Origin of the sequence: Treponema sp. OMZ 798, from assembly GCF_024181385.1 — a bacterium.
In the GTDB taxonomy this organism is placed as follows: Bacteria; Spirochaetota; Spirochaetia; order Treponematales; family Treponemataceae; genus Treponema_B.
This window is the reverse complement of sequence record NZ_CP051305.1, coordinates 1,807,081-1,823,777: the sequence shown is the minus strand read 5'-3', so window position 1 is coordinate 1,823,777 and position 16,697 is coordinate 1,807,081. Positions and strand designations below refer to the sequence as shown.

14 protein-coding genes, 1 tRNA gene and 1 riboswitch are annotated in these 16,697 nt (G+C 40.4%); of the genes, 8 read left to right on the top strand and 7 right to left on the bottom strand.

Features of this window, described 5'->3' with window-relative positions; all coding sequences use genetic code 11:
• The first annotated feature begins 32 nt into the window (after positions 1–32).
• From E4O07_RS08530 to E4O07_RS08520, 3 genes are all read left to right on the top strand, one after another.
• Positions 33–1,013, top strand: coding sequence for an ABC transporter ATP-binding protein (locus E4O07_RS08530; RefSeq protein WP_253685027.1), 981 nt, complete (start codon positions 33–35; stop codon positions 1,011–1,013).
• On the top strand, positions 1,013–1,969 hold the full coding sequence (locus tag E4O07_RS08525) for an ABC transporter ATP-binding protein (RefSeq protein ID WP_253685026.1): 957 nt from the start codon (positions 1,013–1,015) through the stop codon (positions 1,967–1,969). Before E4O07_RS08530 ends, E4O07_RS08525 begins: the two co-directional genes overlap by 1 nt.
• An 81-nt stretch (positions 1,970–2,050) precedes the next feature.
• A complete protein-coding gene (locus E4O07_RS08520) occupies positions 2,051–3,994 on the top strand; it encodes an ABC transporter substrate-binding protein (RefSeq protein WP_253685025.1) in 1,944 nt (647 codons plus the stop codon).
• A gap of 150 nt (positions 3,995–4,144) precedes the next feature.
• On the opposite strand, the gene rpmB is transcribed toward E4O07_RS08520, so the two are convergent.
• The 4 genes from rpmB to E4O07_RS08500 form a co-directional block, all read right to left on the bottom strand.
• On the bottom strand, positions 4,145–4,336 hold the full coding sequence (rpmB, locus tag E4O07_RS08515; protein ID WP_002670427.1) for a 50S ribosomal protein L28: 192 nt from the start codon (positions 4,334–4,336) through the stop codon (positions 4,145–4,147).
• A 59-nt stretch (positions 4,337–4,395) separates the two neighbouring features.
• Positions 4,396–4,468 (bottom strand) — tRNA-Asn (locus E4O07_RS08510).
• Between the two features lie 80 nt (positions 4,469–4,548).
• Complete coding sequence (locus E4O07_RS08505) at positions 4,549–5,193, bottom strand: 5-formyltetrahydrofolate cyclo-ligase (RefSeq protein ID WP_253688131.1); 645 nt, start codon at positions 5,191–5,193, stop codon at positions 4,549–4,551.
• A gap of 7 nt (positions 5,194–5,200) precedes the next feature.
• Positions 5,201–6,724 (bottom strand): tetratricopeptide repeat protein, encoded by a 1,524-nt coding sequence (locus tag E4O07_RS08500; protein ID WP_253685024.1) that lies wholly within the window; start codon positions 6,722–6,724, stop codon positions 5,201–5,203.
• A gap of 55 nt (positions 6,725–6,779) precedes the next feature.
• Here E4O07_RS08500 and E4O07_RS08495 point away from each other — a divergent pair, with 55 nt between their 5' ends.
• A complete protein-coding gene (locus E4O07_RS08495) occupies positions 6,780–8,729 on the top strand; it encodes a hypothetical protein (protein ID WP_253685023.1) in 1,950 nt (649 codons plus the stop codon).
• A gap of 117 nt (positions 8,730–8,846) precedes the next feature.
• Positions 8,847–10,280, top strand: coding sequence for an MGH1-like glycoside hydrolase domain-containing protein (locus E4O07_RS08490; RefSeq protein WP_253685022.1), 1,434 nt, complete (start codon positions 8,847–8,849; stop codon positions 10,278–10,280).
• On the opposite strand, the gene E4O07_RS08485 is transcribed toward E4O07_RS08490, so the two are convergent.
• Complete coding sequence (locus E4O07_RS08485; protein ID WP_253685021.1) at positions 10,277–11,518, bottom strand: Glu/Leu/Phe/Val family dehydrogenase; 1,242 nt, start codon at positions 11,516–11,518, stop codon at positions 10,277–10,279. The two genes, E4O07_RS08490 and E4O07_RS08485, sit on opposite strands and share 4 nt — an antisense overlap.
• A 310-nt stretch (positions 11,519–11,828) precedes the next feature.
• A riboswitch (cobalamin riboswitch) is annotated at positions 11,829–12,018 on the bottom strand.
• 109 nt (positions 12,019–12,127) lie between these two features.
• On the opposite strand from E4O07_RS08485, the gene E4O07_RS08480 reads away from it, so the two are divergent.
• From E4O07_RS08480 to E4O07_RS08470, 3 genes are read left to right on the top strand one after another with little or no spacing between them, the layout of a single operon-like run.
• Positions 12,128–12,964, top strand: coding sequence for a formate/nitrite transporter family protein (locus E4O07_RS08480; RefSeq protein ID WP_253685020.1), 837 nt, complete (start codon positions 12,128–12,130; stop codon positions 12,962–12,964).
• Between the two features lie 24 nt (positions 12,965–12,988).
• On the top strand, positions 12,989–13,867 hold the full coding sequence (locus tag E4O07_RS08475; protein ID WP_253685019.1) for an NAD(P)-dependent oxidoreductase: 879 nt from the start codon (positions 12,989–12,991) through the stop codon (positions 13,865–13,867).
• Between the two features lie 11 nt (positions 13,868–13,878).
• Positions 13,879–14,583 (top strand): orotate phosphoribosyltransferase, encoded by a 705-nt coding sequence (locus tag E4O07_RS08470; RefSeq protein ID WP_253685018.1) that lies wholly within the window; start codon positions 13,879–13,881, stop codon positions 14,581–14,583.
• 57 nt (positions 14,584–14,640) lie between these two features.
• On the opposite strand, the gene E4O07_RS08465 is transcribed toward E4O07_RS08470, so the two are convergent.
• Both E4O07_RS08465 and E4O07_RS08460 read right to left on the bottom strand, forming a co-directional pair.
• Complete coding sequence (locus E4O07_RS08465) at positions 14,641–15,327, bottom strand: TVP38/TMEM64 family protein (protein WP_253685017.1); 687 nt, start codon at positions 15,325–15,327, stop codon at positions 14,641–14,643.
• Between the two features lie 122 nt (positions 15,328–15,449).
• The gene (locus E4O07_RS08460) at positions 15,450–16,310 is read right to left on the bottom strand and encodes a flagellin N-terminal helical domain-containing protein (protein WP_253688130.1); all 861 of its coding nucleotides are present in this window, start codon (positions 16,308–16,310) and stop codon (positions 15,450–15,452) included.
• Positions 16,311–16,697: the final 387 nt, after the last annotated feature.

The following is a 16,697-nucleotide window of genomic DNA, read 5'->3' as shown; positions in this document are numbered from 1 at the left end:
TAAGGCCTGTCATTAAACTTTGGAGAAATTATATGAGTGATGAGCTTCTTAGAGTTGAAGACCTTTCTGCCGGTTTTGTTACAGATGCCGGATATGTTGAGGTTTTGGATAGGATAAATTTTAGTATAAAAGCAGGGCAGACTATTTCCTTGGTTGGAGAGTCCGGCTGCGGTAAGAGTGTTACTGCATCTTCTATAATGAGAATTTTGCCGCATCCTTACGGTGAAATAAGGAAGGGTAAGATATTATTTGAAGGGCGTAATTTGCTTGATTTGCCTATCGAAGAAATGTATCAGATTCGGGGTTCTTCAATTGCTATGATATTCCAAGAACCTATGACGGCTTTAAATCCCGTTCACATGGTAAAAAAGCAGGTCGGCGAAGTTTTGGAACTTCATAGACCGGATATTAAAAAAGAAGAAATGCCGGCTCATATTCTTAAATATTTAAAGGATGTTGAAATTCCTTCTGCCGAACAGCGCCTTAATAACTATCCTTTCCAGCTGTCGGGAGGAATGAGACAGAGAGTTATGATCGCCATGGCTCTGGCAGGTCATCCTAAACTTCTTATAGCAGATGAGCCGACAACCGCCTTGGACGTAACCGTTCAAGCTCAAATTTTGGCCCTAATCAAGGAATTACAGCGCAAAACCAATATGGGTGTTATTTATATTACCCACGATATGGGTGTTGTTGCCGAAGTTAGCGACCATGTTGCCGTTATGTATGCAGGTCAAATTGTTGAAACAGGGCCTGTAGAGACCATATTTAAAAATCCGAGGCATCCTTATACAAGGGGCTTAATTGCTTCAATGCCTAAGCTGGATTCAAAGCCTAAGACACGCCTTCCCTACATTGAAGGAAGCGTTCCGGCTCCTCGTGCATATCCCGCTACTTGCCGTTTTGCAGAGCGCTGCAGTTATGCTACCGATTATTGCCGAGCCAATAATCCGGAGCTTGAAGAATTTGAACAGGATCATGTAATCCGATGTTTTAGAGCGAGGGAAATATAATGAGCAAAGAACCTATTTTTGAAGTTGAAAATTTAGTACAAGAGTTTTCGCAAGGCAGGTACAGCAAGGCTGTAGTTCATGCCTTAAACGGTGTAACCCTTTCGGTTTATGAGGGCGAAACTCTCGGTTTGGTAGGCGAGACCGGCTGCGGTAAAAGTACCCTTTGCCGAGCTATGATGCGTCTTTATAAGCCTACCTCCGGCGTAATAAAATATAGAGGCAGAGATATTACCTACCTTAAAGAAAAAAAATTAAAAGACGTACGAAGCGATGTTCAGATGATATTCCAAGATCCTGCAGAGTCTATGAATTCCCGTATGAATGTAGGCTACGTAATCGAAGAACCTCTAATTATACAGACAAAGATGACTGCAGATGAGCGCAAAGCAAAAGTTTTGCAGCTTTTAAAGGACGTAGGTCTTCCTGAAGATGCATACTATAGATATCCGCACGAATTTTCAGGCGGACAAAGGCAGAGAATAGCTATTGCCCGCGCCTTGGCTGTAGACCCCAAAATTGTAGTTTGCGATGAACCTGTAAGCGCCTTGGACGTTTCCGTTCAGTCTCAGGTTTTAAACCTGCTTCTCGATATGCAGGAAACAAGAAAGCTGACGGTTATCTTTATTTCTCACGGCTTAAACGTTGTTAGGCACATGTCCGACAGAATTGCAGTTATGTATTTGGGTTCTATTATGGAACTTGCTACCTCTTCTGCAATATACTCGGAACCTGTTCATCCTTATACTCAGGCCCTTATAGCGGCCATACCGGATACGGATCCGTCAAAGAGACAAAGGCGAATTCCCTTTACAGGTGAAATCCCTTCACCGATTAACCTGCCTCCGGGCTGTCCCTTCCATCTAAACTGTACAAAGAAGATTGATAAGTGCTCTGTGGAAAAGCCTGTTCTTAAGGATATCGGCGGCGGACACATGTGTGCTTGCCATCTCGTTTAATAATTTTTTTTGCTTGAGTGCTTTGTTCGCTTAAAACAGGTGCCGGTGTACCGACACCTGTATTTTTTTAGGTAGATAAAAATGGCTTATAATAAATATTTTAAATCACTGCTAAAAACAGCTTTTTTTTTGACGGTTTTTTTGTTTTTTTCATGTAACGAAATCCTTCCTCCTTCAGGATATTTGGAGCAGCCGGCCTGCGATGCCTATGAGGCAATTATAGCCGAGGAAAGTAAAAATCCTCCGGATTTTTCTTGCCCCCCCGTTCTTGTAGAAAATTTTGCCGTTTCAGGTCTCGATAAATCCCTTAAATGGTATACCTCCTTTCCTAAAGATTATTCTTCCAAGGCCTTAAAAAAAGGCGGCCGGTTTTACGGTTACTTAAACGATATTCCTAATACCTTTAGATACCTAGGGCCTAGTGCCGATGAGAATTCGGTTAAGATGTTTAATACCCAGATGCCTCTTTTATGGGTTTCTTTAGAAAATTTCGATTTTATGCCCTGTTCGGCAACCCATTGGGCCGTCGATATGGAAAATAAGACCGTCTACTATAAGCTTAATGAAAAAATGTACTGGTCTGACGGCGTTCCATGTACGGCAGATGACTGGATATTTGCCTTAAAATTTTTACAGTCGAAAAAAATATTCGACCCTATTAAAAATTATTATTATAACAATCTTTTTGTAAAGAAAATAAACGATTTTTGTATTGCTGTTCAATATTTAGGCGACCAATCCTACACTGAATATGAACTTATTGACCGCAGCAATTTTAAACCCATTGCCAAACATTTTTATAAGGGCGAGGTGCCCGATGATTGGATAGCCGAGTATAACCGCATCGTTGAACCTACCACGGGCCCCTATATTCTAACGGAATACGATTATAGTCACGGCCTTAAATTTTCTAAGGTAGAAAACTGGTGGGCTCATGCCTATCCTCATTTTAAGGGCATAGCCAACTTCGACGAAATTTATTACCGCATAATAGTCGGACGCAAATCGCCTGCCTTTAATAAATTCTCCCTTGGTCTCTTCGATATTATTCACTTGGATAATCCGGCAGAATGGGCAAGGGCTCAAGACAGCAGTAATGTACAGGAAGGTTTTGTAAATTTGTGGAAGGGCTATTATGTTCCCGTAAACGGTCCGGCAGGTCTTTTTTTTAATACTGCCTCCAAGCCCCTTGATGATGTAAGGATTAGAAGGGGACTGTATTATGCTCTGGATATGGAAGGGCTTATTTATACTGCCTTTGAAGGGCAAAGAACCCGCCTTCATACCCTAGGAACTGGTCAGACCTGGGGGGATGCCGTTTTTAATAATACCGAAATAAAAAAGCCTTCCTTTGATCCTAAAAAGGCCATGGAACTCTTTGCAGAGGCCGGATATACATCCTTAAATTCTTCGGGCATTTTGGTAAATAATGAGGGACAGGAGCTGAGTTTTGTTATTCTTTATAAGGATGAAGCTGAGAGGTGGGTCTTCGGCTTTTTATATAGTCAGGCCTTAAAAGCCGGTATAAGGCTGGATTTTAAATACTATTCGGGCGGTATGACGGAAAAGATAGCTTCTCGCGATTTTCAAGCCTGGTGGGGGGCTCTTTCATCGGTTCAGATACCGAATAATTATACTCTTTTTCATTCTTCATATGCGGATAAAAAGGTTTTTGAAAATTTTTTCTCTTATTCCAACCCCGAAATGGATGCTCTTTTAGAAAAATATAATGACGATTCCCTTACTTATTTTGAAAAAGCGGCCGTAAACCGCCAAATCGAAAAGATTGCCGATGAGGCAGCCTTGATGGTTCCTTCTTATTACAAAAACACAATCCGTGTTATGGCCTGGAAGTGGATCTGCTTTCCTGCTTGGCTCAATATGAAATATCAGGACAACCTATACGACCCCATGTTCGGCTACCTTTGGTTTGATGCCGATATTGAAGCCGAATGTAAGAGGGCTAGGGAAGAAAATAAGATGCTCGCCGATAACAGTTATTCTTTGAGTGACAGGTATAAGTAGGAGTATGATGATTACCTGTACAACTAGTAAAAATATTGGAATAATTAATTTGGGATAATTATCATTTTTGAAATTTTTTAGGCAAAAAAAATCGAGTTCACTTTTCAGCGAACTCGAAATGTAAATAAAAAGGAGTAAATTAAGAAAAAACTAAACTTTTTTTGTAACGTAATCGCTTTTTAAGCATCGAGAACACATTTTAATGGTTAGAGTTCTGCCGCCGATTTCTGTTTTTACATTCACTAGATTGGGCTTCCAAACTCTTTTTGTGTGAATTTTGGACTTACTTACCGAGTTTCCCGATAATGAGCCTTTTCCGCAAATTTCACATACTCTTGACATATCGCACCTACCTTTAAAAAATCAGCTGACCTTCAAAAGGTCAGCCGTCATTCAAATAGCTCCCCCGCGCGGGTTCGAACCACGGACCCAGTGGTTAACAGCCACTTGCTCTGCCTACTGAGCTACAGGGGAATGCTTCCAATTAGGAAGTCTTTGGATAATACACTATTTCTTATAAAATGTCAATAGAAAATAGCAATTTTTTTATGTTTTTATTTTATAAAAACTTCGGATTCGGTTAAAACAAGGTCTACGGGATAATCAAATTCTCCCATCGGGATCTTATCTAAAATCTGTCCCGAAAAACAAAGACCGGCAAGGCAAACATCTTCTTTTTGTACCCTTTTAAAGAGTTTTTCAAAGAATCTGTCATAAAAACCTCCGCCTCTGCCCATCCGCTCTCCCTTTTTTGAAAAAGCCCTTCCGGGAACCAAGATTAAAAGAGGCAGCTCCAAAGGATAGTTTTTTTCCTCTTGGCTTTGAGGAAAAATGGTTAAGGCTTCTTTGGAGGGCTCCATAATGCCGAAGGCTCCGATTTCAACCGGTTCTATCTTACCGTTCCCAAATTCCATTTTTTTAAATATCAAGTCCTTATCAAAAACGAGGGGCAGGGCAATAGTCTTTTTGTCCTCTGCTGCCTGCCTTAAAAGCTCCAATGTAGGGAATTCCCCGCTTATGGGATGATAGGCAAAAACGGTTTTAGCTGTGACGTATTGAGGTATTTTATTTAAAAAGGCCTTACAATAGTCCTTGCTGTTTTGCTGCGCTTCTGTTTTTTGTATGAGAGCCTTTCCTTCCGGGCTTTTAAAATACTCCTTTATGAGTTTTCTCACTTGAGCCTTGTCTTCTTTAAGCATTTTTAGCCTATTTCCCTGTGCTTGAGTTAAATCCATCCATAGCTTTTTTTGCAAAGCGGTATTCAAAAAAGGCCGGATTTTCTATCGAAGTTACCTGAACATAGCACTTTTCTGCCAGGGTATATTTTTTTGTCAGATTGTAAAATTCTCCAAGGTAAAAAAACATTCTTCCTTTTTTGACAAGGTCTTCTTCAGCCGTAGCCCTATTTAGTAACTCACTGTCGCCTGCAAAATCTATAAAAAGACGGCACAAAAAATACTCGTTTTCTTTTTCGGTACGGTTAATGGTTTTTAGATAGTTTTGCATAAATTTTTTGGCATCCAATTTTTTGTTTTGTTTATAAAGGCTTATTGCATATAAAAGAGCATATTGATAGGAGGCCGGAGACTTGTTTAAGGCTTTTACAAAAGCCGTACCTGCATTTAGCCAATCTCCTTTTTCCCAAAATAAGATACCGGCTCCTTCCAATGCAAAGTAATAGGGCGGGTAAAGATTGCATACCTTTATGTAATCAGCCAGAGCCTCGTCCTTATATCCGAGCTCATCGTTTATACCGGCACGGTAGATATAGGCTACATAGGAATCGGGGGTCAGTTCTATCACCTTGCTATAAGCTTTTTTTGCTTCTTCTTTTCGGCCTATTGTAAGATTGTAGGAACCTATATCATTCCAATGACTCGGGTTATTTGGTTCAAGCTCTGCTGCCTTATTTATATCCTGCAGGGCCTGATACATTCTATTTGTTTCGGATTTTATGCGGGCAAGTTCTGCAAGAGCTATACTATTATTCGGTTCCTGCTCCAAGGCTGCCGTTAAATTTGATTCTGCCTGTTCAAGTTTTCCGTCAAGATAGTTTATGCGGCCTAGACCTATGAGGGCTTCAGTACATTTAGGATCTGCCTTATAAGCTTCTATAAATTTTCTTCTCGCATCATTGTATCTTTTAGCTGAGTAAAAATCCAATCCCTGCTCGGTTAGGGCTCTTGAATCTTTAGGATTTATGGTCAATATTTTTTTCAAATATTGATCTTTTTTTTGCAGATTGTTTTCAGCTTGAGCCATCATAACTTGGGCATAAAGGATGTCGGTATTATTGGGATAGGCCTTGGAAAGTTCATTTGCAAAAGTTTCCGCTTCCTTTGTTTTTCTCATCGAAATGAGGATTGATAGTTTTAGATATTGTATCTTAAAATCCTTGGTCAGTTCAGGATCCGATTCGTCTATTAATTTTAAGATACCGTCAAGATCATTATCCTTTAAAAGTGCTGTAAGCTTATCGGTAAATTCGTCTCTAGGATTTGAGCTGCTTTTTTTTGCCGTTTTTTTAGGCTGAACTTTTTTGGGTTCTGCTGTTGCAGGTTTTATTACTATGGGCTTGATTTCTTTGATTTCGGCCTTTTCCGGTTCGGTTTTTTTTGCTTCTTCAATTACAGGCTCTTTCACAGCTTCTTCGGTAGTCTTACACGAAAAAACGAGGAAGAAAGCGATCAAAAAACTAAAATAGACAAAAATTTGCTTGGTTATTTTCATAATAACTCCTTATAAGTATTGCAATTATTCCTTACTTTATATAAACTATAACATTATGAAACACAAATCAAGTAGGATGATTGCCTTAACCATATTGTATATACTAATTATTTTCGGCATTTTTGTTATTCAGTTTACCATTGGGAAGACTTTTTATTATACAATAGGTGCCATGACCGTTTCCGGCCGGGATGAGGTTGATGAAAGCGGAAACAGAACTCCTCTTTTACCTCTCCATATAGTCTCGAACGGGTTGGATTTTTACATTACAGATCAAACCCCCATTACTGCAAAAACGAGCAATAACGAAGATATGAGCCTAAAGGTTTTAAAGTACAAAAAAACCGAAGACTCCTTTAGTGTTATTTGTTCTAACGATATTTCGATAGATTTTACCTCATACCTCTCGGAAACGGTTGAGACGGTAAAAATTTCCGTTTCAATGCCGTCCGGAATAGAGACCGTTTATTTTCCTTGGAAATTGACTCAATCAGCCCGTCTTGAACGTCAGGATGATCAAATCTTTTTAAGATATGGAAAAGACAGGTTTATTTTTAGAGGCGGCTACGGCTTTGGAAATTCCGATGATACATCGGAACTCCCCCATCTTATTCTTTCAAGTTCAAAAAAAACAGCCTTTTATGAAACCTATATTCAATCTGAAACTTTGGACTTTGATTCTATCAGGCGTATCCCTATTGCAAGTGACGAAGAATACCAAAAAAACAAGCAATTGTTTAGAGAAAAGGCCTTGGATTATTTTGTAAGTGTGATTTCGGCAAAAAATTATAACGAAGAACTTTTGACGGCATATGTAGCCGAAAAAGCCTTTAAGGGCGAATATGCAAGAGCTCTTGTATCTGCTCCGTCTTCTCTTTTGCCTAAAGAAAAGCGAACCTATATATCAAGTACCTTTTATGATAACCTTGTGCAAAACGATAAAAGCCTTGCAGTTTACCATAAAAAGCTGTTAACCGGCATTGAATCAAGTATAGCAATGGCTGAAATTTCAGTATTTGACAGGGACTCTATTATTCCGTTTTTGATAAACAACTCAAGGACAAATTTAATTCCTGCCTTGGAAAAGATAGCTTCTAACGCAAAGCAGGAGGACTTAAACTCTTTTTTTGCCGCAGGCTTGTTGGAAGCTGCAATGGATTATGCTCTTTATTTTCCTAATAAACAAAATCTTTTTATTGAAGATTCCGAAAAATATGAAGCGGTATTAAAAGATTCTTTAATTTCTATTGACGAGGGTATATTTATATCCTCAGATAAAAAGACCATAGATACCGAAAAAACTTTGAAAACAGCATCCGTTTTAATCCGTTATGGAAGTTCGTATCCCGATAAGGGAGCATGGAAGGCTGTGGGGCAGGCCCTGTATTCTTCTATCTTTTCCCTTGGAGGAAATTCTTCAAGTTTACCGGCCTCCTTTGATATTCAAGGCGATAAGGCAAAGAAGTTGGGGCTTATGGCTAATGATGCCTTAATCCTCCATGCTGAAAAGCTATATCCGGCCGCCATTAAGGATAATCCCTGCTATCCCCATGAAGAGTCTTTGGCTTTAAAGGCTGAACCCGGTATTTGGGCTTGGACATCGGCCCTTGGGATAAACGTGCTTAAAAACGATTCAAAAATATTCAGCTTTAGAATTTCGGCTAAGGCAGGAGATACCCATTACCTGATTATAAGGGGGATCCGCCCCTTTTACAGGATACAGATCCATGGAATCGATTTTAGAACCGACCCTAGATTTGAGATTTATAATTCCTCCGGCTATGTTTATGATGAAAGAACCCGTACTCTTTTGTTAAAAATGAAGCACAAAAAAGATGATGAAGATATAGTTCTCTTTTTAGGCCGCCCTCCTGAACCCGCACCCGTTCAACCTTCTGTCCAAGAGGGTACCGAAGACGGAGCTAAGACTGAAGCCGGTGCCTCAAGTGAAAATTCCGGCTCTGCCGAGGAAAAAGAAGAAACCTCTGATGCCGATAATGAATAAAAGCGGAGTCTTTTTTCCGGCTTAAAACTTTTTTTATAAATATTGCTAAAAAACTATCCTTTTTTGTAAAAATATGGTATACTATATAGTGTCTTGCAAAAAAAATAAGGAGTTAAGGTGAATAAAAGAGATTTTCCGCGCGTTCATTTTTACGATCAAGATTTCGTGGACATTTACGATAGAACATGGGCTTTGGTTCATGATTTTTGGCATTCAGCAGGCGATGGTAAACAAGGTACCGAGGGTTTTTTTATTTATCCCGAAGCGGACGGTAATTTTTTAAATCAATATGAAACTATATTTTCCTCTTTTTTCTTTGTTTATTCAAATAAGAATTATACACCGAATTCTGCTCTTGACTTTTTTTATGACAGGCAGGAAGAAAACGGAGCTATACGCAATAGATATGATTTTGATACAAAGGAACCCGTTTTAAAGAGGGATAATCCTGAAGGGCTGGGTATGCCCTTATTTGCATGGGCTGAGTACAATATTTATCATAAGACGGGAAACAAGAAGCGTGTAAAGGATATTATGCCTGTTTTGATCAAGTACATGGACTGGATCGAAAAAATGTTTAAGTCGGATAACGGCCTTTATAAAAGTCCTCTTGAGACAGTCAATATGCCTAATACGCCGCGAAAAGATTCCGTTTTTTTAACCGATTTTAATTCGGCCCTAGCCGTAAATGCCCTTTATATGTCTGCCTTGGGCGATATACTAAACGATAAGGAAATTGATTTTCAATACAAGAGGATGTATTTTACCATAAAAACCAGAATCAACTCCATGATGTGGAATGAAGAGGACGGTTTTTATTATGATCTTGATGCTGAGGGTAATCAGATAAAGAAAAAGACCCTTGCAGGTTTTTGGCCCATGCTTGCCGAGATTCCCAACGAGGATAAGGCTGCTCTTTTGGTGGAGCACCTATCCAATCCTAAAACCTTCGGGGTTGATCATCCCTTTCCAAGCCTTGCAGCCGATGAGCCTGAATATGACGAAAACGGAAACGGTGCCTGCGGCAGCGTCTTCCCTATTTTGAATTTTGTTGTTGTAAAGGGCTTGGAAAAGTATAACCGCTGGGAGATAGCAAGAGAGTGCGTTATAAGGCACCTTTACTATGTGCTTGAAACCCTATCTCCCGCAGGAAATTCAAAAAAACAAGGCTTTTTATGGGAGGCCTATTCTCCCGTCAAGGAAGGCCCTGCCCAGTGGAAGGGAAAACCGGCCTTTCCGCGTAAGCAGTATCTGGTAAGCGTAGGTCTTTCTACAATCAGTTTAATGATAGAAAACGTTATCGGCCTTTCCATAAGCCTTCCGCGTAAGACGGTAAACTGGACGGTTCCTAACCTTGAGGTAATGGGCATAGAAAATTTAAGCCTTAAACGGAACCTGATCACCATTCTTTCGTCCAAGAGTCAGAGGGGCTGGGAAATCCACATGGAAAGCGAAAAGCTTTATTATTTTACCATAAACATCTTAAACGAAAAGAAAAAGACCCTACCGATTCCGTCAGGCAAGTGTTCAATGCTGATAGACAAGCTTTAAATTATATTCAAGGCCTTTTGGGTTTCTACAAGCTCTTTTAAGGCCTTAATATAGGCAGCCTTTCTCATACTTACCTTATAGGTCTCTTTTACGTCCCATACCAGTCTAAAGGCTTCAATCATCTTATCTTCGAGGCGCCTGTTGACCTCTTCTTCTGTCCAATAAAAACCTTGCAGGTTTTGTACCCATTCAAAATATGAGACTATGACGCCTCCGGAATTGGCAAGAACATCGGGCACACTTATAATATTCTTTTTTTCGAGAATCCTATCGGCTTCGGGAGTTACGGGGCCGTTTGCGGCTTCGATTATTATGGAAGCCTTAATATTTGATGCATTTTTTTCGGTAATTTGATTTTCGAGGGCAGCCGGAATCAAGATATCGGTTTTAAGCTCCAATAGTTCTTCATTGCTTATTCTTTTAAAATCGCCTTCAAAAGATTTAAGAAGCTGTCCTTTTTTTACATGTTCCATTATAAGCCGGATGTTTAAGCCCTTTTCGTTATATACGGCTCCGCTTACATCGCTTACTGCGATTACCTTCGCTCCGTCTTTATAAAAAAGATCTGCCGTAACGCCGCCTACATTTCCAAGACCTTGAATGACTACACTTTGGCTTTTTAAGTTTTTATTTAGTTTTTTTAAAATTTCCCTTGCCGCAAAGAGAACTCCCCGGCCTGTGGCTTCTACTCTTCCCTTAGAACCTCCGAGAGGAAGAGGTTTTCCTGTAACGACTGCGGGTGTGAAATCCCCTGCATAGCTGCTGTAGGTATCGACTATCCAGGCCATTACTCTTGCATTTGTTCCGACATCCGGAGCAGGTATATCCGTCTTAGGCCCTATAAAAGAAGCAATCCTCCTTGTGTAGCCCCTTGTCAGCTTTTCAAGTTCCGTTTCGGAAAGATGAGAAGGATCTACACAGATGCCTCCTTTTCCGCCGCCATAGGGAATGTCGGCAACGGCACATTTAAAGGTCATCCATGCTGCAAGGGAGCGTACCTCATCGATATTTACATCTTGATGAAATCTTATTCCCCCCTTTGCAGGGCCTCTTAATGTAGAATGTTGAACCCTGTATCCGTTAAAAACCCTGATTTTTCCGTTATCCATTTTTACCGGTATCGAAACATGCATTTCTCTTTCGGGGTTTAAAAGGGTTATATAATCGTCCTCTGCCAAACCCACCGTATTTGCGGCTTCGGTTATTGTACTTAAAAGTTTTTCGTATGTACTCGCCATAAATTTCCTCTTAAAAAGTTTATTAGGAATTATACATTAAAAGCCTTGTTTGTGAAAGTTATTTAGGGGGAAAAATTGGAATTTCAGCTTAAAAAAGAAAAACGATTTCGGTCCGCAAAGGGATTTAGGGTTCCTCAAAATGTACACCCAAGGGTATCAATCAGGTGTACTCAAGGCCAAAACGAAGAAAACTTGACAAAATCTTCACTAACAGCCCAAGGAGCAATAGAGGAAATAAATATGATTAACACGATAAATTTTGCTGCGACTCATGAGTCCAAGCAGAGTACAGCACGGGCAAAACTTGTATTTTACCCTCATAGTCATTGGCAGGTCTTACGGCTCGGAGGTCATAATTGATTTTCGCCTTCCCGGGATAATCCCAGTGGCATGCTTGAAAAACAACTCTCTCACTTACGTCAGCCGGACTGCTCAGGACTTTCACCTGATTCCCTTTTCACCCCTTAGCTAAAAGGGGCACCAAGACCGAAACCGTTATTTAAACCGATTGTATACTTTTATAAAGAAGATGTCAAGGTATCAAAATTTGTATTTATAATTGAAAAATACCCTATTCTATGATATAATCGGCTTATTGGAGGTGAGTGTATGTCTGAAAAAATGTATTGTGATCCGGCCGAGATCTTGGAAGTTACGGTGCAAAAAGGGATTGCAAAGGCTTCGACCCCTGTGTGGAAGCTGATTTGCTTAGGTTTTTTGGCAGGTGTTTTTATTGCCTTTGCTTCGGAAGGCTCTAATATGGCGGCCTTCGGGCTCTTTGCCAAGCCTGAAACTTACGGCCTTGGCAAATTTGTTGCAGGCCTTATCTTTCCTGTAGGGCTTATGCTTGTCCTCCTTGCAGGGGCCGAGCTCTTTACGGGAAACAACCTGATAATTGCCGGCGTTTTAGAAAAAAAGGTGAAAGTTTCGGCAATGCTGAAAAACTGGCTTGCAGTTTATGTTGGGAATTTTATCGGCTCTGTTTTTCTTGCCTTTTTAATTGTAAAAAGCGGACAGCTTTCAAGCGGCGGAAGCCTTTTGGGCGGGATTACGGTAAAAATCGCTTACGGGAAGGTTTCTCTTTCGTTTGTACAGGCTGTTTTTTTAGGCATTATGTGTAACTGGTTAGTCTGCCTTGCCGTCTGGCTTTGTTACGGGGCTAAGGATATGACGGGAAAGCTCCTTGCCGCTTTTTTTCCGATTTGGCTTTTTATAACTTCGGGTTTTGAACACAGTGTTGCAAACATGTACTATATCCCTGCAGGTATTTTAGCGAAAAGCGTTCCGGCCTATGCGGCTGCCTCAGGTCTTTCCGCCGAAGCTCTTGCAAATATAAATTGGACTGCCTTTTTTGTAAACAATTTAATTCCCGTTACTCTCGGAAACATAATAGGCGGAGCCTTTTTTGTCGGAACTTTTTATTGGATTTGTTATAAGAAAAAATAGATTTTATAAATTAAGGAATTTATTATGAAAGTAGAAAATTGTGATGTAGGCTTTATAGGCCTCGGTGTTATGGGAAAAAGTATGGCCGAAAGATTAAGGTCGGCCGGAGCTAAGATGCACGTTTTTACGCGTACAAAAAAATCCGCCGAAGAGATTCTTTCAAAAGGTGCTCTTTGGTATGATGACCCTGCAAGTCTTGCTCCCAACTGTAAAATCATCTTTACCATTGTCGGCTATCCGCAAGATGTTGAACAAACATATTTCGGAGAAAAGGGCTTATTAAAGACTGCAAAGCCCGGAACAATCTTTGTAGATATGACGACTTCAAGCCCGATCTTGGCAAAAAAGATTTATGATGAGGCAAAGAAAAAAGAATGTTTTTCGGTAGATGCTCCCGTTTCGGGCGGAGACATAGGGGCTAAAAACGGAACCCTTTCGATTATGGCCGGAGGAGATGAAGCTGCCTTTAAAGAGCTTGATCCCTTTTTTGCCTGCATGGGAAAAACTTGGGCATTGCAGGGCGGTGCAGGCGCAGGGCAGCACACCAAGATGGCAAACCAAATAGCCGTTGCCGCAAACCTTTTCGGTGCGGTCGAAGCCGTCTGCTATGCGGAAGCCGCAGGCCTTGATCCCCAAAAAATGCTTTCGGCCATCGGAGGCGGAGCTGCCGGAAGCTGGCAGATTTTAAACAACGGGCCTAAGATGCTTCAAAAGGATTTTGCTCCCGGCTTTTACATTAAGCACTTTTTAAAGGATTTAAATATAACCTTAAATGTTGCAAAAGAGCTAAAACTTCACATTCCTGTTTTAGAGCTTGCACAAAATTTCTTTAACAAGATGAATGAAGAAGGCTATGCCGAAAAAGGAACGCAGGCCATCTACGAATACTATAAAACCATTTAAAGGAAAATTTAATGCACAAAGATGAACAAAAAATCAAAGAGGTTCAAACAAAATACGGGCCCCTTCTTGCCAAAACCGCTTTTGAGCTTGGCGCCTTAAAGCTCTCTCCTAATGCCCCCTTTACTTGGGCATCAGGTTATAGGATGCCCATTTATAACGACAACCGCCGCTTTTTGGCCAAGCCTGAAATGCGCCGCGCTATAGCCGAAGCCTTTGCAGAACTCTTAAAAGCTGTCGGCTTCGATCCCGAATGGCTTGCAGGAACAGCTACTGCAGGCATCCCTCATTCCGTAAGCTTAGGCGACCTCTTACAAAAAAGCGTTTCCTATGTGCGCTCAGGCGGAAAAGATCACGGTTTAAAAAATCAAATTGAGGGCTTGGGAGCCGATCCCGATTATAAGGGTGCCGGTGTCCTTGTGGTTGAAGATTTAATTTCGACAGGTGGAAGCTCCATAAAGGCCGTTGAGGCTGTGCGCAATGCAAACGGAAAGGTTCCCTTTTGTTTTGCCATTTTTTCTTACGGATTTGCAGAAGCCGAAAAAGCCTTTGCAGAACTTAATCCTCCGTGTATTCCGGCTACTATTTTAAACTACGATATTATGCTGGATGAGGCCGTAAAGCAAAACTATATAAGCGAAGAAAATAAAAAGAGCTTGGCTGAATGGAGACTTGATCCCTTCGGCTGGGGCGAAAAGCACGGCTTTCCCAAGGTCTGATATTTTTTAAAGATTTTTTAATCGCTTAAAATAAAACTTAAATAGCCGTGAAAGAGCTCAGCCTTTTTTACGGCTATTGAGTTTGTTGAAAATTAAAACCCCTGCAAAGGATGCTATACTTCCTATAAGAAATACGGTGATTGCAAGTCCCGTATTTTTTTGTGCTAAACTTTTTCCTGCTATGGTTGATGCTAATATAGCAGGAAAACGGGCGAGGGTACTTAGGATTAGCCATTCGCTTAAGCGTATGGGTGTAAGGCCTGCCATGTAGGTTAATAAGTCCTTAGGTGTTCCCGGAATTAAAAAAACGATAAAGACAATCAGGTGGAGCCTTTTTTTGTTTTTAAATATTTTTATTGATTCTATTTTTTCGGGAGAAAAGAAAATTTCTATTGCCGCTCTGCCGAATTTTTTTACAAATAAAAAAATTAAGATACTTGCGGCTGCTATTCCTGCCAATGATACTAAGGCTCCCTCTACAGCTCCAAAAGCATAGCCCGCTCCTATTTCGAAAGGGCCTCCCGGAATCACCGCAAATACCACTTGCAAAAAAACGGCAGCCGTAAAAAATATGCGGCTTGAAAAAGGATGAGAGTCAACATAGGCATGAACCTTTTCTGCATCCATAAGAAAATTTATAAGAGGCCTGCCCCAAAAAAAATATAGGAAGATACTCAAACAAAAAAGAAAAATTATTGAGCCTATAGTAATTATTTTTCGCCATTTATCGGTTAGTTTTTTCATTTTAAAATTTTTATAAAGTCAGTTTGAAGTTGATTTATTATTATACTAAAAATAAAAAGAATAAACAACAAATAAAAAAGCGGTTCTTTTTAGAACCGCTTTTCCGTCAAACTGTTTACAGCTTACCTTAACAAGGTCATGACACTCTGAGTTGCCTGATTTGCCTGTGCAAGCATTGCTGTACCGGACTGTGTGAGAATCTGGTTTTTGGTATAGTCTACCATCTCCTTAGCCATATCTACGTCACGGATTCGTGATTCGGAGGCTTGGAGGTTTTCTGCTGCGATATTGATACCTACAACAGTGAGTTCGAGTCTGTTCTGGTATGCACCAAGGTCGGCTCTCTGCTTGTTGATCTTCTTGATGGCTTCATCAAGGGTACCGATAGCGCGGTTAGCTTTTTCGGGTGTCTCGATAGTCATAATCGATTCATCTCCGACATTGCGAACGCCGAGAGCCTTAGCTGTCATTGTTCCAATGTAAGCTCTTGTTCTCTGATCCATGTTGGCACCGATGTGGAACCACATAGAAGCAGTAACAGTATTTTCTCCGGTTTCTTGAGCAAATCTTCCGGTAAGCATATTCATACCGTTAAACTGTGCGTGGCTTGCGATTCGGTCTACTTCAGCGATGAGCTGAGATACTTCAACCTGAATGTACAAGCGGTCTTCTGCCGAGTAAATACCGTTGGAAGACTGAACGCTGAGCTCGCGGATTCTCTGAATAACATCTGTAGTTTCCTGAAGGAAGGCTTCCGCAACTTGAATAAAAGAAATGCCGTTTTGTGCGTTGGCACTTGCTTGGTTCAAACCGCGAATCTGGCTTCTCATTTTTTCTGATACGGCCAAACCGGATGCATCATCGCCCGCTCGGTTAATACGTAAACCTGAAGAAAGTTTTTCTATGTTTTTTTGGTTCATTAAATGGGTATGTCCCAATGTCCTCTGTGAAAACATAGCGCTCATGTTGTGATTAATGATCATATTCCTACTCCTTTGGTGATTTTCGGCAATTATTAATTCCCGCGGCATCCCTGCCGATATGTCATTTCCGGATCCTCTGTCGTTCCGCAGAAGACGGAAGCACATTAAAATTTAAGCTGTGCTTAGTTCTTTTATCGGAGAACTAAAAAAAGACTTAAGAAAAAAGTTGTGATTTTTTTTTAGATAAATATTTTCCTAAAAGAAAATTTTAGTATGCCGAAAATCATATAGTAAAAGGTAAAATCGTATAGTAAGAGGTATGATGAACAGTTTGGCAGAAATTCAGCCTCTCTGTTCATCTACGAGTTTTGTGCAAAGCACAAAACATCGTGATATTGTATGTAGTTTTGCTATGCAAAACTACTTGAAAAAACTTTTTTCAGGATT